Source organism: Roseomonas sp. USHLN139, assembly GCF_037145735.1.
GTDB lineage: Bacteria > Pseudomonadota > Alphaproteobacteria > Acetobacterales > Acetobacteraceae > Pseudoroseomonas.
Genome location: NZ_JBBCWY010000002.1, coordinates 507,010 through 526,908, shown reverse-complemented (window position 1 = coordinate 526,908; position 19,899 = coordinate 507,010). Strand labels below are relative to the sequence as shown.

General features: G+C 75.7%; 12 protein-coding genes. 1 reads left to right on the top strand and 11 read right to left on the bottom strand.

Annotated elements, in window-relative coordinates; genetic code table 11:
• Nucleotides 1-39: 39 nt before the first annotated feature.
• From WFI16_RS09620 to WFI16_RS09610, 3 genes are all read right to left on the bottom strand, one after another.
• On the bottom strand, nucleotides 40-5,739 hold the full coding sequence (locus tag WFI16_RS09620) for an alpha-2-macroglobulin family protein (protein WP_419897608.1): 5,700 nt from the start codon (nucleotides 5,737-5,739) through the stop codon (nucleotides 40-42).
• Between the two features lie 8 nt (nucleotides 5,740-5,747).
• A complete protein-coding gene (locus tag WFI16_RS09615) occupies nucleotides 5,748-11,048 on the bottom strand; it encodes a lysozyme inhibitor LprI family protein (protein ID WP_419897607.1) in 5,301 nt (1,766 codons plus the stop codon).
• 93 nt (nucleotides 11,049-11,141) lie between these two features.
• Nucleotides 11,142-11,750, bottom strand: a complete 609-nt coding sequence (locus tag WFI16_RS09610) for a CGNR zinc finger domain-containing protein (protein ID WP_419897606.1) — start codon at nucleotides 11,748-11,750, stop codon at nucleotides 11,142-11,144.
• A 94-nt stretch (nucleotides 11,751-11,844) separates the two neighbouring features.
• Here WFI16_RS09610 and WFI16_RS09605 point away from each other — a divergent pair, with 94 nt between their 5' ends.
• A complete protein-coding gene (locus WFI16_RS09605; protein ID WP_419897605.1) occupies nucleotides 11,845-12,768 on the top strand; it encodes a DMT family transporter in 924 nt (307 codons plus the stop codon).
• Nucleotides 12,769-12,771: 3 nt separating this feature from the next.
• Here WFI16_RS09605 and WFI16_RS09600 read toward each other — a convergent pair whose 3' ends face one another.
• The 8 genes from WFI16_RS09600 to WFI16_RS09565 all read right to left on the bottom strand — a co-directional run bounded on the left by WFI16_RS09600 (nucleotide 12,772) and on the right by WFI16_RS09565 (nucleotide 19,896).
• Nucleotides 12,772-13,941, bottom strand: a complete 1,170-nt coding sequence (locus tag WFI16_RS09600; RefSeq protein ID WP_419897604.1) for a right-handed parallel beta-helix repeat-containing protein — start codon at nucleotides 13,939-13,941, stop codon at nucleotides 12,772-12,774.
• 84 nt (nucleotides 13,942-14,025) lie between these two features.
• A complete protein-coding gene (locus tag WFI16_RS09595) occupies nucleotides 14,026-15,621 on the bottom strand; it encodes a hypothetical protein (RefSeq protein ID WP_419897603.1) in 1,596 nt (531 codons plus the stop codon).
• Between the two features lie 98 nt (nucleotides 15,622-15,719).
• Nucleotides 15,720-16,286, bottom strand: a complete 567-nt coding sequence (locus tag WFI16_RS09590) for a hypothetical protein (RefSeq protein ID WP_419897602.1) — start codon at nucleotides 16,284-16,286, stop codon at nucleotides 15,720-15,722.
• A complete protein-coding gene (locus WFI16_RS09585; RefSeq protein WP_419897601.1) occupies nucleotides 16,283-16,591 on the bottom strand; it encodes a hypothetical protein in 309 nt (102 codons plus the stop codon). The genes WFI16_RS09590 and WFI16_RS09585 overlap by 4 nt, the downstream gene beginning before the upstream one ends.
• Nucleotides 16,588-17,250, bottom strand: a complete 663-nt coding sequence (locus WFI16_RS09580) for a hypothetical protein (protein ID WP_419897600.1) — start codon at nucleotides 17,248-17,250, stop codon at nucleotides 16,588-16,590. Before WFI16_RS09580 ends, WFI16_RS09585 begins: the two co-directional genes overlap by 4 nt.
• 4 nt (nucleotides 17,251-17,254) lie before the next feature.
• A complete protein-coding gene (locus WFI16_RS09575; protein ID WP_419897599.1) occupies nucleotides 17,255-18,280 on the bottom strand; it encodes a DUF1190 domain-containing protein in 1,026 nt (341 codons plus the stop codon).
• Between the two features lie 4 nt (nucleotides 18,281-18,284).
• Nucleotides 18,285-18,710 carry a DUF350 domain-containing protein gene (locus WFI16_RS09570; RefSeq protein ID WP_419897598.1) on the bottom strand — a complete coding sequence of 142 codons (426 nt, stop codon included), beginning with the start codon at nucleotides 18,708-18,710 and terminating at the stop codon, nucleotides 18,285-18,287.
• Between the two features lie 16 nt (nucleotides 18,711-18,726).
• Nucleotides 18,727-19,896, bottom strand: a complete 1,170-nt coding sequence (locus WFI16_RS09565) for a glutathionylspermidine synthase family protein (protein ID WP_419897597.1) — start codon at nucleotides 19,894-19,896, stop codon at nucleotides 18,727-18,729.
• Nucleotides 19,897-19,899 lie beyond the last annotated feature (3 nt).

Below are 19,899 nucleotides of genomic sequence, written 5' to 3'. Positions count from 1 at the left end.
GCGCGGCGCCCCTGGCCAGACGCCGGGCAAAGCGCCTGGTCAGGGCGCGATCTCCACCGCCGCCCCCGCCGAGGCGCCGTAGAGCGAAGGCTGGTACAGCGCCTCGGCCTCGCCCGGCGGCTCGGTGAAGCGGCCGGCGACCTGGGCGCGCAGCCGCACCGCCAACTGCACCGTGCCTTGCGGCAGGCGGGTCCAGACGGCAGTCAACGCCTCGTCGCCCTGGCGCTGCCAGTCGGGCGGCAGGCTGGGCTGCAGGCTGGGCGTCGCCTCCGCCGGCGCCGTCGCCAGCGCCGGGTTCAGCGGCTCGAAGCCGGCGGCGAAGGGCAGGCGGAGCGCCACATGGTTGCGCGGCTCGGGATTGACCAGCTCAGCGCGGGCCTCGACCACCTCGCCGGCGGCGAGGCGGAGGACGCCGTCGGGGCCGGGCTGCAGCCGCTCCAGCGGGCCGCCGCCGGCCGGCACCCGCCACAGGCTGCGGCTGACCACGAAGCCCTGCAGCACCGGCTGGGCCTGCGCACCGGGGGCCGCCGCCAGATACTGCCGGGCGGCCAGGCCCAGCAGCGGCGCGCGCCCGCGGTTCTCCAGCCGGTCCAGGCCGGGACGGTCGGTCGCCCAGGAGAGCAGCGGGGTCGCCGCGTTCAGCACGCCCTGCCGCGCCTCGCCGCCGAGCTGCGCGGCCACCGGGAGCTCGGCCGATCCAGTGCTCCAGCCCGCGGCCAGCGCCCGCAGCGCCGCCGCATCGGCATTGGTATTGCCCCATCCCCTTGGACCGCCGAGCCGCAGCAGCCCGTCGCGCAGCGGGGCGAGGCGGGTGTCGGCCGGCGCGGCGCGGGCCACGGCCAGCGTGACATAGGCCAGCGCCCGCGTCTCGGAGGGCAGCACCGCGGCGCTGCCGCCGGCGCCGTCCATGCCGGCATAGACCAGCCGTCCGTCGCGGCTTTCCAGCCGGATGCGGCGCCAGAGCTCTTCCAGCAGCCCGGGCAGCTGCGCCTGGCTGTCGGCCGGCAGCGCGGCGACGGCGGCGACCGCCTGCGCCAGGCTTTCGGTCGGCATCAGGGTGGCGCGGCGGGCGAGCTCGGCGGCATAGGCGGGTTCCAGCCTGCCGGCCTCGGCGAGCGCCAGCAGGGCGGCGACGCGCTCGCGCAGCTCTTCCCCGGCCAGCAGCCGCGGGTAGTCGGAGCGCAGCGCGCGCCCCAGCACGGTGGCCATCCGGTCGAGCAGTGCGGCATCGACCGGCTGCCCGGCGGCGGCCGCCGCGGTCAGGAAACGGAAGCTCTCCGCCGTCAGCCAGACGCTGCCACGGGCGCGCGGCCAGAGCGCGACCAGCCCGTCCTCGTCGGTGGCGGCGCGGATGGCGGCCAGCGTCGAGGCAGTGTCGCGGGCCAGCCGGTCCTCCAGCCCCGCCGAGGCCAGCAGCGGCGCGAAAGGCGCCCAGGCCAGCGTCGCCGAGGCCCCGGCCAGCCGCTGCTCGGTGCCGCCCCAGCGATCGGTGCGCAGGGCGGAGAAGCCGCCGAGGATGCGGGCCACCGCCGGATCGGCCGAGGCGGTCAGCCGCGCGGCATAACTGCCCGGACGCGGCGCATCGGCGGGTGCCGGCCAGTCGGCGGCCTCGCCGGGGGCCAGGGCCAGGAGTTGCTGCTCGCGCGATGGCGGCCGGTCGGGATGGATCGGCAGGGTCAGCTCGATGGCATCCCCCGCGCCATCGGCCGCGCGGCGCAGCAGGAAGCGCAGCGGCACGCTGCCGGCGGCATTGCCGGGGACCACCAGGGGAAGGGTCAGGCGGGTCGGCCGGCCTTCGGCCCAGGTGAAGGCGCGATCGGCGGTCGGCACGCCTTCCAGCCCGGGGGCGGCAACCGACAGCGACCCCGCGCCGGCCGGCCCCTCGATCAGCCGGGCGATGATCGCGGCCTCAAAGCGGTCGCCGGGGCGCAGGAAGCGGGGCAGGGCCGGCTGGGCGATGACCGGCTGGCGGATGCGGATCTCGCCGGTGCCGAAGCCGAAGCGGTCGGCGCCGCTGACCGCCTTGGCCCGCATCCGGAAGACGGTCAGGCTGTCCGGCATGGTCACCTTGAAACGGGCGACCCCATCGGCGCCGACGCGCACCCGCGGCAGGTAGACGGGAACAGGAGAAAAATTCCGCCGAACGGAAATGCTTTCCTGGCCCCATTCCTCCTCGGCGCCGCCGCCGCCGGGGTTCTCGTCCAGCGGGATCAGGCCGAAGGGCAGGCGGCGGGTGTCATGGGCAATCATCAGCGAAGGACGCTGGCGGATGAAGGCGGGCAGCGGGTCCAGCGGCGCCTCCCGCGCCAGGCTGAGCACGGCCTGGTCGACCATCCAGAAGGCGGCCTCGCCGGCCATCGGGCGGCCATTCTCGTCGGAGAGGCGCAGCACCACCTCGATCTCGGCGCCGGGGCGGACGCTGGCCGGCGCCTGGAGGGCCACCTGCAGCCGGTGCTGCACCGGGCTGACGGCGATGCGCTGGCTGGCGGCCAGCGTCAGCGGCCTTCCCTGGTCGAAGGGTGCGGTGGGCGAGGGCGGCGGCCCCGGCAGCCGGCCGCGCATCAGCAGCACATGCGCCATGATCCCCGGCATCTGCAGCCGGCGGATCGGGATCGATGCCCGGCCAACGCCGCCCTGGATCTCGACCCAGTCATAGCCGAAGCGGCCTTCCGGCTGCTCGGTGACGACCAAAGCGCGGGCTTCCTGGAAGGGGCTCTGGATGAGGAGCGTCGCGGTCTCGCCGGGAGCGTATTCGGCCTTGTCGGTGGACAGAGAGACCGTCTCGGCCGGCGGGCGCGGCCAGGTGGTGGCGCCCTGGCCGGCCATGAACAGGTCGACGGTCAGCACCTGGCGGCGGCCCAGCCGGTCCTCGGCCGAGAATTCCACCAGATAGACGCCGGCGGCATCGGCCTGGAAATCGAGGGCCAGAGGTGCGGCCGTGCTGGTCACCTGCCGCTCGGTCACCAGCGTGTCGGTCTGCTGGGTGACGTAGCGCGCCGCGCCCTGGCTGAAGTCGCTGGCCTGCAGGACAGAGACCCAGTCTCGGCGGATCAGCTTGGCGGTCACCGCGACGCCTGGCTGCGGCTGGCCGCCGGCATCGGTCACCAGCAGCTCGGGCGCGATGCGGCCGGGCTGGGCGAGGTAGCGCTCCTGCTTCATCCCCAGCACGAAGGCGGGCAGGGCGACGACATTGCGGGTGGCGCGCACCTCGATGTCGTCATCGCCAGTGACGGTGGCCTCGATGCGGTAGCGGCGCGGCTGGGCGGTGGGCTCCAGCGTCGGGTCGAGCTCCAGGCGGGCATTGCCGCCGGCATCGGTCCGCGCCTGCCGGGTCAGCACCGGGCTGGCGCGGAAGCTCTCTCCCCCCGAGAAGCGGCGATCGGTCGAGAAGACGAAGCCCTCGCGCGCCGGCGGCGACCAGGCTTCGGGGAATTGCGCGACGCGCCAGGTGATCGGACGATCCGCCGCCAGCCCGCCCGAGAAATACCGCGCCGTCAGGCCGATGCCGAAGGGCTGGTCGAGCGGCGCGCGCTCGGCGCCATCCAGCAGCACCTCGAAGGTGGGCAGGCGATAGGCTTCCTTCTTGAACTCGACGCTGCCGCATTCCTGCGGCGCCTCGCCATTCGGCAGCAGCAGGGTGGCACGGTAGTCGCCCGTCGCCTCGGTCCTGGCGTCGAACAGCAGGTGGAAGCCGCCCGCCTCGTCAGGCGTCACCGGGAACCGCCATTCCTGGTCGGAAGGGCCGGAGACCAGCAGCTCGGCCGGGCCGCGTTCCAGGCTCAGCGCACCATGGTCCAGCCGGCGCAGCCAGCCCTGCAGATGCACCGGCTCCTCAGGGCGGTAGATCGGCCGTTCGGAGAAGACGTGGCAGAGCCGTTCGGCGGCGACGCGGCGGCTGGCGGGGTCACTGGCCATCCAGCCCAGCCAGGGATCGCGCCCGGCACGCCAGCGGCCCTCGGCAAAGCTGCGCGGCGGGCGGGCCGGGTCGAGCACCAGCGTGTCGGCGCCCTTCACCAGGCTGATCCGCTTCAGCTCCCGCGCCACGCGCTGGCGCGAGGGCGTGCCGGCGGGCGCCTGCCAGAGGAAGCCGCCCTGGGCATCGGTGACGCCACGGGCGAGCAGGGTGAAGCGCTCGCCCTCCAGCCCTTCGAGCCGGATCTCCGTGCCCTCCACCGGGCGGGCGGTGGCCAGCGAGGTGACGGTGAGGCGGATGCCGGCCTCTTCCTCGACCGTGGTCAGCGACAGGTCGGTGACCTGCAGCCGCAGCCATTGCCGCTCCGCCTGGCCGGGCGGGCGCAGGCCGAGCAGGTAGGTGCCGGGCTGGCGCTCACCGGCGATGCGGGTGAAGTCGGCGGCGAGATCCAGGCCGAAGCGCCCCTCAGCCCCGCCCGACAGCCGCGGCAGTGGCCGCATCGCCGAGACCGAGGGCGTCCCCAGCGCCCGCAGCCGCTCCCGCATCCTCTCCTGGCCGAGCGCGGCCGCCCCCTGCCAGGGGCGCGGCTCATTGCCGGCGAGCGGCGGCGCCTCGGCATCGAGGCTGGTCAGGCCCTCTTCCGGGAAGGGCCAGAAGTCGCGCGCCAGCGGGTCGATCGGGTGGATGCGCAGGTCGGCACTCGAAAAACCCTGGCCGCGCAGCGGGACCATCTGCGGGCCCAGCCGCTCGACCAGGCCCTCGCTGGCGCCCCAGCGCAGCGTCGCGGCGGGGGCGGCGAAGGCCAGGCGGCCGGCGAAGGGCGCCGCCAGCGGCCGGCCACGGGCATCGCGCAGCGCCCCGGCGGCGATCTCCAGCCGGTAGGTGACGTCGGCGCGGAAGCGGCCCTGGATGTCGAGCAGCTCTCCGCGCGGGTTCACCGCGAGATCCTCGACCGGTGGCGTGAAGCGCAGCGCCTGGCGCGCAGCCAGGATGTCCGGCGGTGCCAGCCGGTCGGAGAAGCGCAGCGACAGCACCCGCGGCTGGCCGGCCTCGGGCGGCAGGCAGCGCAGGCGCTCCGCATCGGCCTCGCCGTCGAAGCCCGGGCCGCAGCGCAGCGCCTGCACCAGGAAGGCCGAGGGCGTGCGGAAGTTCAGCGTGAAGGCCGGCTGGTCGAGGCCAGGCTCGGCCGATTGCAGCAGCCGCAGCGCCACGCTGCGCCCATCCGGCAGCGGCTGGCGCAGCAGCAGCAGATAGCGGGCCGCGGCATCGCCGGCCGGCAGCGGGCTGACGGTGACATCGGCCGGCGTCAGGGTGACGGCAGGGCCATCGCCCAGGCTCGGCCGGTGCTCGATGCGCAGCAGGCGGGCCAGGTCATCCGGCGCCACCGGATCGGCGAAGCTCAGCGTCAGGCTGTCGAGGCCGGCGAGATTGCTGTCGCCCTCCGACGGCGTCGAGGCGACCGGCGCCGGCAGCAGCGCGGTCAGCACCTGGCGGCGGCCGTCCAGCGTCATGCCGACCGGCCGCCCGGCCGGCCAGGGGGCGGTCGGGCGGAACTGCAGGGTGCGGCCGTCCAGCCAGCGCCATTCGCCGTCCAGCGGCGGGTCCATGGCCAGCAGCCGCTCGGGATTGTTCTCCACCCCACCCGCGGCCGGGCCGCGGGCACCGTCGAAGAAGACGGTCAGCGGGTCCCAGCGGTGCAGGAAGCGGTCGGGCACCAGCCGGGCGCCATCGGCGCGCTGCACCCGGTCGAGCGGCGCGGCGGGCGCCTGGGCGATGGCGGGGGTGGCGAGGCCGGCGGCCAGCAGGCAGGCGAGGAGGCGGTGCATCGGGGCGCTCACGGTTGGGCGGCCAGCGCCTGGTAGGCGCGCAGGATATCGTCGGGCGGGCCCTGCGGCCGCGGCGCCAGGCCGAGGATCGCCGGCCGCAGCAAAGCGGGCGGCGCATCCGGCGGCAGGCGGGCTTCCATCAGGTAGGTTCCGGGTTGGAGGTCGACCAGCTGCAGCAGCCCTTCGCCGATCTTCTTTCCCGCAGAATCAAGCAGGTGCAGCGTGGCCTTGTCAGGATCGGCGCGCAGGCCGAGGCCGATCCTGGCCGGCCGTTCCAGCGAGAACCCCCAGAGCGCGGTACCGCCGGGGGCGACCAGCAGTGGCTCGCCCAGGCCTTCGCCCAGCATCCGCACCGGGCTGGCCGAGAGCGAAAGCTGCCCGCCCGGCGCGCCCGGCACGGGCGAGAACAGCCGCAATTCGGCGGCGCCCGCCGGCAGGAAGCGGTGGAAGGCCGCGCCGGCGGCGAAGATCTCCGGCCGGCCGCCCGGCGGGGCGATCACCAGCGGGGCGCTGCTCTCGGCATGCAGCAGCACCGGGGTGGAGGGCGCGAGGTTCAGGGCGATGGCCTCGGCATCCAGCGCCACCAGCCCGGGGAGGGCCGCGTCGCGCCGGGCCAGGGTGCCCTCGGCGCCGTCCAGCCAGGCGAGCACCGGGCCGGGGGCATGGCGCAGGGTCACGACATGGCGGCCGGTCAGCGGCTTCTCCCTATCGGCAGAGCTGAGGATACGGCCGGAAGCCTCTGAGATTGAAAGAATGTCGGCGCCCGCCACGGAAAGGCGCTGACCCTGCGCCTCGACCGTCAGCGCCAGGCTGCCGGCCGTGCCGAAGAAGCGGCGGAAGGGCGCGCCGGGGGCCACGCGCAGCGGGGTGGCGTCGGCCGGCAGGAGGGTCAGCGCGGCCGCGGCATCGGCCTCGCCGGCATTGACCAGCAGGGCGGTCGGCCAGTCGCCCTCGGCCAGGCGGCTGAGCGGGGCGGCGCCGGCCCAGGCCACCGGGCCGTCCTCCAGCAGCAGCGCCACGCCGGCGCCGAGCTCGGCCCGCAGCCGCTTCGACCCCGGCGGCAGGGTGATGCGGCGGGCGCTGCCCGGGGGCAGGCTCAGCCCGGTCGCGGGAAAGGGTTCAGCGGCGGCGGCCGGCAGGTCGATGGCGCGCAGCGACAGCCGCGCCGGGCCACCATCAAGAAACTGCAAATCCAGCGGCTTGCCGTCCGACATGGCCACGGAGGATGTACCCGAAAGACCCATCCCCCGCCCGGCCTGCAGGGCGACAGGCGCGCTGCCCTCGGCGATCCAGAAGCGGTTCGGCGGCGAGGCGAGGCGCGCCGTCTCCCCGGCCGCCAGGTTCAGGACCAGGGCGCGATCGGGACCGACATTCTCCACCGGCAGGGCGAAGGGCGGCGGCGCAGCGCCCTCGGCCAGCAGCCAGAGCGTCTCGCCGGCGGGACGGATCGGCTCGGCGCCGGCCGGGGCCAGGGCAGCGCCTTCCGCCGACCCGGCGCTGACCCCCGCCGGCAGGCGGCGGGCCAGGCTATCGGGCAGGGCCACGGCGGCGAGGCTGATCCCGGCAAAGCCCTCGACGGCAACCAGGGTGACCCGGTCCGGCGCCTGCGGCGCCGGTCCCTGGCGGGCGACGCGCAGTGTGGTGGCGCTGCCCGGCGTCTCAGCCCAGAGCGCCAGGCGCCAGGCCGCGCCGCCCGGCGCCGGCACCGCCAGGACCGGCGCGGTGCCGCGGGCGGTGGCCAGGGCGCGCCACTGGCCGGGGCGGGCCGGGTCGGGGGCTTCCAGGCTCAGCGCCACGCCGCCGGGATTCTCGGCGCGGGCCAGCAGCAGGCCGGGCCGCTCGGCGGCGGGCAGCGTCAGGCGGTGCACGCCGGCACCCTCGACGGTGACCGAGGCGCCGGCCGGCAGCGGGCGGGGCGGCAGCGCCTCGGGCAGGTCCAGCATCACCTCCACCTGGCCGGCCGGGATGGCGGCCGGGCCGAGGTTCTCTTCCGGCGCCTCCTCGGAACCCGCTTCCTCATCGCCCTCGGCGGGCGGCGCCAGCGAGGACAGCTCCAGGCTGTACGGCCCCGCCGGCAGCGGCGCCCCGAAGGACAGGTTCCAGTCGCGGCTGTCGCCGGCCTGCTGGGCGACCAGGCGCCCCTCGGCGTCGAGCAGCCGGGCGCGCAGCGGCACCGCGCCGAAGCTCTGCAGGGCGACGACCCGGTCCTCGGCGATGGCGAGCGGCAGGCTGGCGGGCAGGGTGACGCAGCGCGGCGCGCCCGGCTGCAGCGCCGGGCTGTCCAGGCTGACGCGGTAGTCCAGCCGGTCGTTGCGGCCGATGGCGCTGGCCGCCAGGCGATAGGCCCCGGCCGGCAGCCGGCCCGAGAAGGGCGCGGCATCGCCGATCCGCGCCAACACCGGGCCGCCGTCGCGGGCGGTCAGCAGGCCGGCCATCCCCTCGCTGAGCGACAGCGAGATGTCCGCCTCGCCGAACAGCACAAAATCCCAGGCGTCGGGGGTGCGGTCGGCGGTCTCGCGCCATTGCCGGGCCTGCGGTCGGTCGAAGGGCAGCGGGTGCGGGCCGTCGCCCTCGATGGCGGCGGCCGGCGGCGCCAGCGGCACCAGCCGCGCGACCAGCCGGCCGGGCTGCGGCGTCGCCGCCAGCGGCGGTTCGACCACCAGCATGGCCTCGCCGGCCGGCAGGTCGAGCACCAGGCCATCGGCCGGCCCCGGCGCCGTCAGCGGCCAGCCCGCGGCATCCTCCAGCCGGGCGGCCAGCGGCGCGCCGGGGCTGGGCAGCTCCAGCCGGTGCGGGCCGGCGCGGTCGATGCGCAGCGGCACGCGGGCGCCCTGGCCGGCCGGCAGCGCCAGCCGCAGCACCTGGCCGGGGGACAGGGTGGGCGCGTCCAGCAGCGGCGCCGGGCGCGCCTGCAGACGCAGCCGGCCCTCGCCATCCTGGGCGGTGACCGCCAGACGGTAGCGCCCGGCGCGCAGCGCGCGCTGGATCACGACATTGCCGCCCGGGCCATTGGCCGAGGCCTCGGCCAGCTCCGGCAGGAAGGCCGTTCCCAGCCGGGCGCCGAGCTGCAGGCGGCCCAGGCTTTCGACGCGCAGCAGCCCGCCCTCGGCGAGTTCCAGCGCCACCTCGCGGCTCTGCTCGCGCTTCAGGTCGAGCGCCAGCGGCGCGCCGGGGCGCAACAGCGGCAGGTCGGGCTCGGGCTGCGGCGCCACCGGCGGCAGGGGCACGGCGGCGGCGGGGCGCGACAGGGTGACCTGGCGGGCCTCCGGCACCGGCGCAATCTCGCCAGCGGGCAGGCGGACACCCCCGGCCCAGGCGGCGACGCCGTCGGGTCGCGGCAGGCGCAGCGCCTCGCCGGCCGGCTGGGTCAGGGTCAGCGGCAGCAGGGCATCGCTCAGCGGCAGCTTCGCGGCCAGCAGCGCCACCTCGCTCTGGTTGGCCAGCAGGCGGAAGCTCTCGCCCTCGGCCAGGGTGTGGCGGCCGAAGGGCAGGACAGGGCCGGGCGGCTGCCGCTCGGGGGCGGGCGGCGGCAGGTCAGGGCGGCCCAGGGTGATGTCGGCAATGCCGCCGCTGTCGCCCACCGTCAGCTGCAGCCCGTACCAGCCGGGCGCCAGGTCCCAGGGCGGGGAGGGCGGCAGCGGGCCGGCGCCCTCGGCCACCGCGCCGAAGCGGGTCAGCCGGGCGGTGACCGGCACGCCCTGGCTGGTCAGCGCAATGGGGCCGGCCTCGGTCACCTCGAAGAGCAGCCGGGCGCTGCCGGACAGGTTGAAGCGCCCGCGCCAGGCGCGGCGGCCATCGAGCTGCGGGGCCCGGCCGGCGATGATCCGCTCGGCCTCGCCGGATTTGCGCAGCAGCAATACCGCCTGCAGCGGCAGCGCGTCGCCGCCGGCGGCGGGCGCCTCGGCGGCCAGGAAGAAGTCGCCGGGCGCCTGGGCAGCCAGCCGCGCCGGGCCGCCGAAGCCGCGCACGGAAAATTCCTGGCCGGGGCGGCCTTCGACGAGCAGCTCGAAGGGCACCTCGCCGGCATGGCCGCCGCGCAGCGTCAGCACCGGGCTGCGGCTCTTCTCGGTCAGCGACAGGCGCTGGCGCAGGCGGCCCTCGACCGAGAGGCCGGCGAAGAAGGCCGCTGGCTCCGGCAGCGTGACCTGCAGCAGCGATGGCGCGTGGTCGAGACGATAGACATTGCTGCCGAAGGGCCCGATGCGGTCGCTGAAGGCGCCCTCGGCCAGGACAGCGGGCCCGTCCAGCCGCAGCCAGAGCGGGGTCTCTTGCGCGCCATCGGTCCAGGCCAGCGGCGGTCCGCCGGCGGCGGTCAGGCGGTAGCTGCCGGGCTCCAGCACCGGGGTCAGCAGCAGGCGGCGCAGCGGATGCGCCGGCTCGGCGCGAATCTCTGAAGGCATAGCGGCGAGCGGCACCAGGTCGCGGCCGTCGCGCCAGAGCTGCAGATCGGCCAAAGCGCGCCCTGCCGCCTCCAGGCGGATGCGGCGGCGGCTGGGCACCACGATCCAGGCCTCGGCGGTCTGCCGGTCGGCCAGCGTCGTGGCGAGGGTCTGTCCGGGCAGCAGGCGCTGCGCCGGCTGGGCGGCGAAGGGGGTCAGGGTCAGGCGCGCGGGGCCGGGGGCGCCAGCATCGCCGCGCAGCCGCAGCTGGTAGGTGCCGCGATCCAGCCAGGCATCGACGCGGCCGGGAGAGATCTCGCCGGGGCCGGCGAGCAGGTCGACCAGCTGCAGGGTGACCGGCGTCGCCGCCTCGGCGGCCAGCGCGAAGCGGCCGGGGCTGGTGATGACGACCAGCGTGTCGAAGCCGGTGGCGGGGCCCTCGGCGCGCTCGACCCGGCCGGCGGGGGCGGCGGTCGCCGGCAACGGGCCGGGCGCGGGGGCGGGGGCGTCGGCGCGCTGCGGCGGGCGCGGCACGGCCGGGATCGGGGCGGGGGCGGCTGCGGCGGGTGCGGGGGCAGGGGCGGCAGCAGCGGCCGGCGGGCTCAGCGCGGCGATGCGCTCGTCGAAGGCGGCGCGCAGGCAGGCTTCCAGCACGGCGCCACGGCGGCTGCCGCAATCGCGCGCGCGGCGGGACAGCCAGCCGCGCTGCTCCTGGCGCAGGGCCGCGGCGTCGCCGCGCGCGCTGGCGGCGCGGAAGGCCTCGACCAAAGCGCGGTCGCGCTGCATCAGGTCGGGGGTGGCGCAGATGGTGCGGTCGATCGGCGTGGTGGCGCGGTCGCAGGCGATCTGCGCCCGGGCGGGCGTGCTGGCCGGGCCGGTCGCCGCCAGCGCCAGCAGCATCGCGGCACCGCCCATCAATCTGTTCCGCATTGCCGCCCGCTTCCTTCCGCTCGCGTCCTGTCTCTCCGCCGAAATTGCGGAGGGCGCAATCGGCCCAGGCCAGGCTCCCCCGGAAGTGAGCGGTCAGCCGGATGAACGGCGCGCGCGCAGGCGGCGGACGCGGTCGAGCACGCCGCAATCCGCCTCGGCGCACCAGCGGCGCTGGCCACCACGGCTGGTGTCGAGGAACAGCCAGCCGCAATGATGGCCGGGGCATTCGCGCACCCGCGCCAGACGCGGATCGACCAGCAACTCGGCCGCCTGGTGCGCCAGGCGATGCACCAGCGCCATTGGCCGTGGGTCGGCCGGCCAGTCCCAGGCATAGTAGCCCGCCTCGACGCGGCGCAGGCGGCGGCGCGCCCTGGCCGCCAGGGTCTCGACGAGGGCGAGGTCGGCCGCCGCCGGCTCGGCGCCCTGGCCCAGCGCGGCAAAGATGCGGAACACCGCCTCGCGCAGCGCGCGGACGGCCCGCAGCGCCGCCGCCGCCGCCCGCGGCTGGCCAGCAAAGCCACGGCGCAACGCCGCGAGCGCCGGACCCTCGCCAGCGCCGGCGCGCTCGGCCCAGGCCAGCAGCTCGGCCGGCGTGCGCAGCACATCCTCCTCCTCGCCGCCGCGGCGGGCGGCGACGGTATTGGCCAGGTCCAGCACCGGATGGCCGCCGCGCAGCGGCAGGGTCGCGACGGTGCGGGTCATGGTGCCTCCTTCTCCGACTCGCCAGGCAGGGTGACGGCGGCAACCGTAACGGGTATCGGTGGTTTTGTCCGTAACAGCGTACGAGGCGAGGGCCATGGCCGCCACCACCGACGTGCCTGGCGACGCTCCCGGCACCGCACCGGCACGGCTCGACCTGCTGCTGTTCCTGGTGATGAGCCTGGTCTGGGGCAGCACCTGGATCGCCGCCAAAGCGGGGATCAACGCGGTGCCGCCGGTGTTCTTCGCCGCCTGCCGCTATGTGCTGGTCGGCGGGCTGCTGCTGGCGCTGGTGCCCGGCGTGGCGCGGCTGCTGGCCGGGCCGGGGGCAGGGCGGCTCTGGCTGACCGGCACGCTGGTCAATACCGGCACCTATGCGACGCTGCTCTGGGGCATGCAGCATGTCGCCTCGGGCGTGGCCGGGCTGGTCAACCTGCCGATGGTGGCGATCGGCCTCTATGCGCTGGAACTCGCCCGCGGCGAGGCACGGCTAACCTGGCGGCATCCGGCGGCGCTGCTCCTCGGGCTGGCCGGGCTCGCCATGCTGTTCCGCCAGGATGCGGCGATCGGCGGCGGCGGCATGGAGATGCTCGGCATCCTCGCCATCCTGGCGGGCACCTTCAGCTACTGCCTGGGCTCGGTGCTGTCGCGGCCGCTGCTGCAGCAGGGGGTGACGCCGTTCCAACTGACCGGCGCGCAGGCGGTGGTCGGCGCGCTCGGCCTGTCGCTGGTCTCGGCGGCGCTGGAGCCGGTGCGGCTCGCGGATTTTGCGACCCTGGCCGAGCCGCTGCCGCTGGCCAGCCTGCTGTTCATGGTGATCCTCGGCACCTTCACCGCCTACACCATCTATCTGCGGCTGATGCGCAACTGGGGAGCGTCGAAGGCCGGGCTCTATGCCTTCGTCTCGCCGGTGGTGGCGCTGGTGCTGGGGCGGCTGGTCTATGACGAGCCGCTCGGCCTCGACCAGGCCGCCGCCGCCCTGCTGCTGCTGGGGGCGGCGGTTATCGCTGTGCGCCGGTAGAGTCTAGCGCGCCATGCTGTTGCGCGCCGCCCGCACCGCGGTCTGCGGCACGGTGGTCAGCTCGCCGCGCAGGCACTGGTTGTCCTCCACCGTCAGGCCCTGCACCGGATGGCCCAGCCGGCTGCGGCTCTCCGAGCCCAGCAGCAGGCAGGTGCGGACGGCCAGGATGCGGTTGCCACGGATGATGTTGGAATCATCGGCGACGCGGATGCCGGTGCCGACCTGGCGCAGGGTGTTGCCGAGGATCTGGTTGCCCGGCGCCGCATCGGTGAAAACGCCCGCCGCCGCATCCGGCACCAGGCGGCACTCGCCCGGCCGGTACTGCCGCTCCTGCCGCGAGGCGACCCAGATGCCGACGAAGCCGCCCTCGATGGTGTTGTTGCGCAGGATGTTGCGGCTGGGCGCCAGGCGCGGTGCGTCGGTGGCCGGGTCCTCCGGATGCTCGCCGCAGTTGCGGTAGAGGAAGATGCCGCCGGCGGCATTGTCCTGGAGCAGATTGTCCTCGATCACATTGTCGATCGCGCCGTCGAGCGCGATGCCCTCGCGCGTGCCGGCATCGGCATGGGGCACGCCGCCCTCCCGCCCGCGCCCGTTGCCGGTGATGCGGTTGCCGGCAATGCGGCTGTTGCGCAGGCCATTGGTGACATAGATCCCGACGCCGCCATTCTCCTCGATGCGGCTGTCGGCCAGGGTCACGTTCTGCACGTGGTCGTCCAGATAGATGCCGACCCGGCCGTTGCGCCGCACGGTCAGCCCGGTCAGGCGGATGTCGTGCGGATGCCCGTCATACAGCGTCCGGCCATCCGCGCCGCGCGGCTTGCGCCCGTCGGCCTCGCCCCAGCCGACTTCCAGGCCGTGGCTGCGGCTGCCGGTGACGACGCAGTTGCGGATCTCGACATTCGCCACACCCACCGTGCCGCCAACGCGCAGCGTGCGGCGCACCTTGCCCTCGCCATCCAGCACCGCGCCGCGGCAGTCCAGCACCAGGTTCGAGCCGGTGACGGTCACCATGCCCGTGTAGCGGCAGGCAGGGTCGAGCTGCATCGACTGCCGCACCTCGAGATCCGCCTGGCCACAGGCGGCGGCCGGCGCGCGAGGCTGCGCGTCGGCGCCCGGCAGGCCGAACAGCAGCGCGGTGGCGGAGAGGGCCAGCAGACGGACGGGCAGGCGCATCGGGGAACCTCCATCACCGAGCATGGCGGCGGGCCATCGCCAGGAGAAGCCCCGGCCGCTTCACGTTGCCCGGCGAGGCGGCGCCTAGCGCATCGCCGGCACCCCGGCAGGCCCCTCGCGCACCAGGCACCAGCGATGCGCCTCGGGATCGGGGGCGCAGCCTTCCCAGAAGCCGGCGCGGCAGGAGCGGTTGGCCGGCGTCATCCAGCGCGACGCCGCCTGGCATTGCCGCCATTGCGCCGGGCCGGAGGCCACGCCGTCGAAATACAGCGTCTCGAGCCAGAGGTAGCCGAGCTCTTCCAGGGGCGGCGCCAGCGCTTCCACCCATTCCCATTTCGCCGGCACGGCGGGGCGGGCCAGGGCAATGGCGCCGCGCGCCACGGCCCGGCGGTAGCCCTGCAGGAAATGCGATTCCAGCCGCACGCCGAAGGCGCCCGGCTGCAGCCCGATGACCGCCTCGGCCACCGTGGTGTCGCAGGCCTCGGGCAGGATCAGCGCGGTGGGAAAGGCCAGCGTCACGCCGGGAAAGGTGCCGGCGCGGGCGAATAGGTCGATGTCGAAGAAATAGCCCAGCACTCGCGCGCCGGCCATGCGATCGCGGATCCAGGCGGTCTCAGACCCCGCCGGGATCGCGCGCCAGGCCGCGGCGACGACCGACCAGAAGCCGGCCGCCTCGGCATAGCCGGGGTCGATCGCCGCCCAATGCGTCTCCAGGCTGCGGGAGAAGCCGCGCCCCTCGCCGCGGCGCAGGGCGTCGATGGCGCGCAGAAACACCTCCTCGGCGCCGACCGCGCCCCAGGAGACGACATGCACCAGGCGGTGCGGCACGGCCCGGGCATCGAGATAGCTCTGCAGCAGGAAGCCGAGGCCCTGCGCGGTCAGCCCGCCCTGGCTCTGCCCGGTGAAGACCACCTCGCCGCCCTCGGGGCTCGTGGCATAGCGCGCCGCCTCGGCCAGCATCCGCAGCGCGGCGGTGGAGGAGAACTGCGCCCGGCCGAAGGTCAAGCCGGAGGCCCAGCTGCGGAAGTCGCGATGCTGGAAGACATGCGTGCCGGCCACCGCATAGATCCGGTGCGGGGCACGGCCGGGACGGGGCTCGGCCTCCAGCACCAGCGCGGCGAAGCCGGTATAGGCATCGGTGTGGAGCGCGACCTGGCGATAGCCGGACAGGCTGCCGGCCACCTCGGACTCGGCCAGCACCGGCGGCAGGCCGGCGGCGGCGGCCTCGGCGCTCTGGCGGATGTCATAGGCGCGGTCGGCGGCCTGCACCGTCGCCTCGTCCAGCCGCCATAGCGCGGTCAGGCGCGAGCGCGGATCCTGCATGACGCGCGCCGCCGCCTCGGGCGGCAGCCAGGTGGTGGCGGCGGGGCCCGAGGGCGTCGCCAGCGCCCGCAGGTTGTCGAGATGCAGCTCGATGCGCAGCTCGCCGCGGGCACGGTCGAGGCGCGGGCGCAGGGCGTGGCGGGACAGCACCTCGGCGGCGAAGGGCGGCAGGCCGGAGAAGGCCAGCGACAGGCGCTGGCCCGGCGCGGCGGCGGCGCAGCGGGCCAGCTGCGCCCGGCCTTCCTCTGCCCGAGGATCGGACGCTCCCGGATCGGCTGGCTGGGCCAGCGCCGGTGACGCGATCAGCAGCAGGGCCAGCAGCAGCAGGCGGCCGAGAACGGAAAGAAGGCCGCGCACAGAATCTCCCGGGGCTGCGCCGATCTATCCCGGTTTTCCTGCCGCGGCGGAAGGCGGCTTTTTGGCACGGATTGCAACCGGCCGCCGGGGCCGCCGGGTCAGCGGCGGTGCGATCCGCCCCAGCCGCCACGGCGGATGCGCCGCCGCTCGATCCGCACCCGCAGTCCGCGCGGATCGCCGAGCTGCAGCAGCAGCTGCCGGAAGGGCTCGCGCGGGATCGCGATGCCGCCCTGGCTGGTGCCGTCGCCGCGCCGCGCCCCATGCAGCAGCAGCGGCCGGCCCTCGCCCTCCGGCCCGAGGATCAGCGCCGCCTCGCCGAAGGCGCTGCGGATCGCCGGCAGGGCAGCGGAGAGATCGGCCGCGCCCAGCACGCGGTAGTCGCCGGCCGGCGCGTCGCCGCCGGGCCGCTCCGCCAGCCGCTCGGGATTGCCCAGGGCCACGGCCATCGCCGGATCGGCCTGCCACAGCGCCGAGACCGGGCCGAAGACCACGGCGTCGCCGCGTTCCAGCCGCAGCTGCGGCTTGTCGCTGCGCGGCGCGGTGCCGATCACCAGGCGCGTCGCCTGGTCGCGCACCCAGTCGCCGCGCGCGACGCCACGGGCCCGCCGCCAGCCGAGGACCAGCAGCGCCGCCGCCAGCAGCGCGAAGAAGCCGGCCATGCTCATCGCGGCTCTCCCTTGCGGCCGCCCTGGACCGGGCCAGGCGAAGCGCCGCGCAGCGTCTCCAGGCGGGACTGGACATCCAGCCGCGCTTCCAGATCAGGCCGCAGCCGGGCGCCGGGGGCCGGCATCCAGACCCAGGTGCCGCGGCTCGGCGGCGGCGCCTGCAGCGCCTGGCGGGCGGCGGCGACATAGGCGCGATCGTCGGCCGCCGCGTCCCAGCGGTCGATGGCATGCAGCAGCCCGGCCAGGAAGGCGGCCATGGCGCCACAGACCAGGTAGAGGCGGATGCCGCTGAGCTGGTCCTTCATGGCGCGCCTCCGGCCGCGGGATCGGGGACGGCCGCCAGGGCCGTGGCGAGCGCGCCGGCGGTCTCGGCGCCCGGGCGTTCCAGCGCCTCGGCCAGGGCGGCCGCCAGCGGGCCGGCGCCGGCATGGCTGGCCTCCAGCGCGGCGACGGTGGCCGGCAGGTGGTCGATCAGCAAAGCGATGGCGGCCGGGTCCAGCAGCCGCGCGCGCGCCGTGGCCAGCAGGTGGCGGGCCGGCGTGGCGAGCTCGGCGCGCTTGCCATTGGCGACCCGGCTGACGGCGCCGAGAAGGGCGGGCAGCGCCGCCCGCTCCAGCGCCTGGCGTGCCGCTTGGGTCATCGAGGCGACATCCTGCAGCTGCACGCCACCGCCGCGGTTGCCGAGCAGCAGCCAGGCATCGAGCCGGCGGCCCAGCCGGTCGCCGGCCAGGAACCAGGCCAGCGGCATGACCAGGCCGGGCAGGAGGGCGAAGAGAACCCAGTAGCCGCTGTCCCACGGCGCCCTCAGCACCGGGGTCAGGCCGAGCGCGACACCGCCGGCCAGGAAGGCCAGCACCCAGCGGCGCTGGCCGGTGGTGAGCAGCGGCTCGGCCTCGATCGGCACGGGCGCGTGGCGGCGCGAGCGGCGGTCCGGGGCGGAACGGGGCTGGGGGCGGGCCGCCATCGCCTCAGCCTCCCGCCGAGAGCGAGCGGCCGGTCGAGCCGAAGCCGGCCCGCGCCACCGTGCCGCTGCGCCCGCTGGCCGTGGTCTCGGAGGAGGCCACCATGCGCCCGGCCGGGCCGAGGCTGCGGCTGCCGCTGTCCCAGGCCTGGGCGGCGGCGCCGTGCACGCCGGGGCGGCGGTAGACGGCGATGGGCTGGCGGTCGCCGCTCCAGGACCAGCCCTGGTAGCGCGGCGCGTAGCTGCCGGCATAGCGGCGCTGCCAGCCCTCGTTGTAGCTGCTCCACCAGAACAGGTGGCCGCGCCCCCCGCCACCGCCCCCGCCCCCGGCGCTGCTGCCGCTGCCGCTGTAGCCGCCGGAGCCGCCTTCCGCCGTCGGCGTCGTCGCCGGCAGGTCGATCCGCGCCTCGGTGCACTGCTCCCAGACGGCGCGGCAGCTTTCGTCATCGGCGAAGCGGTTGGCCACCACCAGCGGGCCGCCCTCGCAGCGCTGCCAGTCGGTCTCGCAGGCGGCCTGGTCGGCATAGGTCGGCGCCAGCCGGGCATGGGCGCGGCGCTGGCGGATCGAGGGCGACAGCCCGTCGCCGGTCGGCGCCGCCACCATGGCCGGCGGCAGCACGCCGCGCAGCGCCCAGGACTGGCCGCGCCGGTCGGTCACCACCGGGCCGGGATCGCCCTCCTGCGGATAGCCGGCGGCGCCGCCGGCCAGCACCGGGCGCCACAGCGCGCCGGGCGACAGGGTGCCGGACTCGCCCTCGCAGGCGCCGGGGCCGAACTGCATCTCGCAGCGCAGCCGGGTCTCGAAATGCGGCCGGTCGGCCTCCTGCTCGCGGCGCGCCAGCCGCTCCAGCGCCGCGCAGCCGGCCGGGTCGGCGCCCAGTCGCTGATGCGCCGCGGTGCAGTCGGCCTCGCGCCGCGCGGCGTCCTGCGGCGTGTCGGCCGGCACCGGCGCCTCGTCGCAGGCGGCGACGCCGAGGCCGAGCCCGACCAGCGCCGCGGCGCGGATGGTGGTCGAGCGGCGGCGGAGGGTCACGGCGTCAGCCCGCCATGCAGGCATTGTTCAGGATGCCGGCGCCGATCTGGATGAAGGCGATGAAGACGGCGCCGCCGCCGACCTCGTCGCGCTCGATCTCGCGCTTCAGCCTTCCCTGCAGCAGGATCGACAGCAGCAGATGCACGAGAAGCTGCACGGCGACGGCGACGGCGCACCAGATCGCCTGGTCGAGCGGCCCGCCGGCGGCGCGCGCGACCGCCGCGATCGGCAGCACCATGCCGACCGCCTTGCCGCCGAAGGCGATGGCGGTGGGCAGGTTGCCCTCGCGCAGCAGCGCCAGCTCCTTCTGCGGCGTCGCGGCACTGACCAGCATCAGCCCGCCCATCCAGAAGGCGGCGCCCAGCCCGAAGGCGATGGCGAAGTCGAGCAGCGTGGCGGGAAACAGGGTCAGCAGGTCGGCGGCGGCCATCTCTTGTCTCGTCTCTTCAGGCGGGGCGGAGGATATGCGGGACGAAGCGGTGGTCGGCGTCGGTCACCGGCCCGCTGCTCTCGCGGAAGCCGAGGCCCGAGGCGGTGTCGCCGACCATCCAGACGCTGAGCGCGGCATGCGCGTCCCGCCCGTCCCGGGCCGCGAAGACCGGCAGCGGGCAATGCTGCTGGAAGAGCAGCGCGGCGCCCTTCTCGTGGCTCTGGTTGGGCAGGCTGATGCCCTCGCCATCGCCGCCGCGGCAGGGTTTTGCGACCCGCTCGCCAGCGATCGCCGCCGGGTCCAGGCTGGACGGCAGCAGATAGGGGCAGTCGGGAAACATCGTCCACAGAACTGCCAGAAAAACCTTGTCGGCGAGCAGGCGGGTCCAGGCGGCGGGCAGCAGCCGGGTGCGGTTGACGCCGAGCGTCTCGACATTCGGCTCCTGCTCCATCCAGTGCCAGGGATAGAGTTTCAGCAGGGCGGCGAGCGGCTGGTCCTGCTCGTCGGTGAAGGCGCGGGCATCGCCGTCCCAGCCCACCGCCTCGATGCTGCAGAGGCCGATGGCCAGGCCCGCCTCGCGCGCATTCTCCACCAGGTATTCGGCGGTGAAGCGCTCGGCGGTGTCGGCCGGGCGGCCATCGCTGGTGGTGGCGCCGCCGCAGGCGATCGCCATGCGCGGCAGCAGCCGCAGCTTCGGCCATTGCGCCAGCAGATTCTCGTAGAGCAGATTCTCCTGCGAGGCGCCCTGGCGCTGCGACGAAGGCAGCGCCTCGAACCATTCCCATTGCAGGTAGGAGGCTTCCGGCAGGGCCAGCGGCCCGTCCGCCTCGTAATCCAGAAGCTTCGGCGTGCCGTCAGGCGCGAAGGAAAAATCCATGCGGCCGTAGAGCGAAGCCTCCTTCGCCTTCCAGGAGGCGGTGATCGCCTCCTTCATCGCCGCGCTCTCGATGCCGAAGGGGGCAAAATCCTGCGTGTCGATGATGGTGGCGACGGCGCGGCGGCACAGCGCCTGCACCGTCTCGGCCGCCTTCAGCAGCTGCGCCGCCGGCGGGGCGCCGATCTGATAGGCGGCTTCGGTCTCCCAATAGGGAATGCCCGCCTCGCCGGGGACCAGCAGGCCGAGCTTGTCCAGGCGGCGGCGGAAGGCCTCGGAGGCGGGCAGGGCGATGCGGGAGAAGGGCGGCATGGC

Coding starts and splice junctions, on each gene's coding strand:
- WFI16_RS09620 (WP_419897608.1), bottom strand. CDS start 5,739: ATGCACCGCCTCCTCGCCTGCCTGCTGGCCGCCGGCCTCGCCACCCCC.
- WFI16_RS09615 (WP_419897607.1), bottom strand. CDS start 11,048: ATGCGGAACAGATTGATGGGCGGTGCCGCGATGCTGCTGGCGCTGGCG.
- WFI16_RS09610 (WP_419897606.1), bottom strand. CDS start 11,750: ATGACCCGCACCGTCGCGACCCTGCCGCTGCGCGGCGGCCATCCGGTG.
- WFI16_RS09605 (WP_419897605.1), top strand. CDS start 11,845: ATGGCCGCCACCACCGACGTGCCTGGCGACGCTCCCGGCACCGCACCG.
- WFI16_RS09600 (WP_419897604.1), bottom strand. CDS start 13,941: ATGCGCCTGCCCGTCCGTCTGCTGGCCCTCTCCGCCACCGCGCTGCTG.
- WFI16_RS09590 (WP_419897602.1), bottom strand. CDS start 16,286: ATGAGCATGGCCGGCTTCTTCGCGCTGCTGGCGGCGGCGCTGCTGGTC.
- WFI16_RS09585 (WP_419897601.1), bottom strand. CDS start 16,591: ATGAAGGACCAGCTCAGCGGCATCCGCCTCTACCTGGTCTGTGGCGCC.
- WFI16_RS09580 (WP_419897600.1), bottom strand. CDS start 17,250: ATGGCGGCCCGCCCCCAGCCCCGTTCCGCCCCGGACCGCCGCTCGCGC.
- WFI16_RS09570 (WP_419897598.1), bottom strand. CDS start 18,710: ATGGCCGCCGCCGACCTGCTGACCCTGTTTCCCGCCACGCTGCTCGAC.
- WFI16_RS09565 (WP_419897597.1), bottom strand. CDS start 19,896: ATGCCGCCCTTCTCCCGCATCGCCCTGCCCGCCTCCGAGGCCTTCCGC.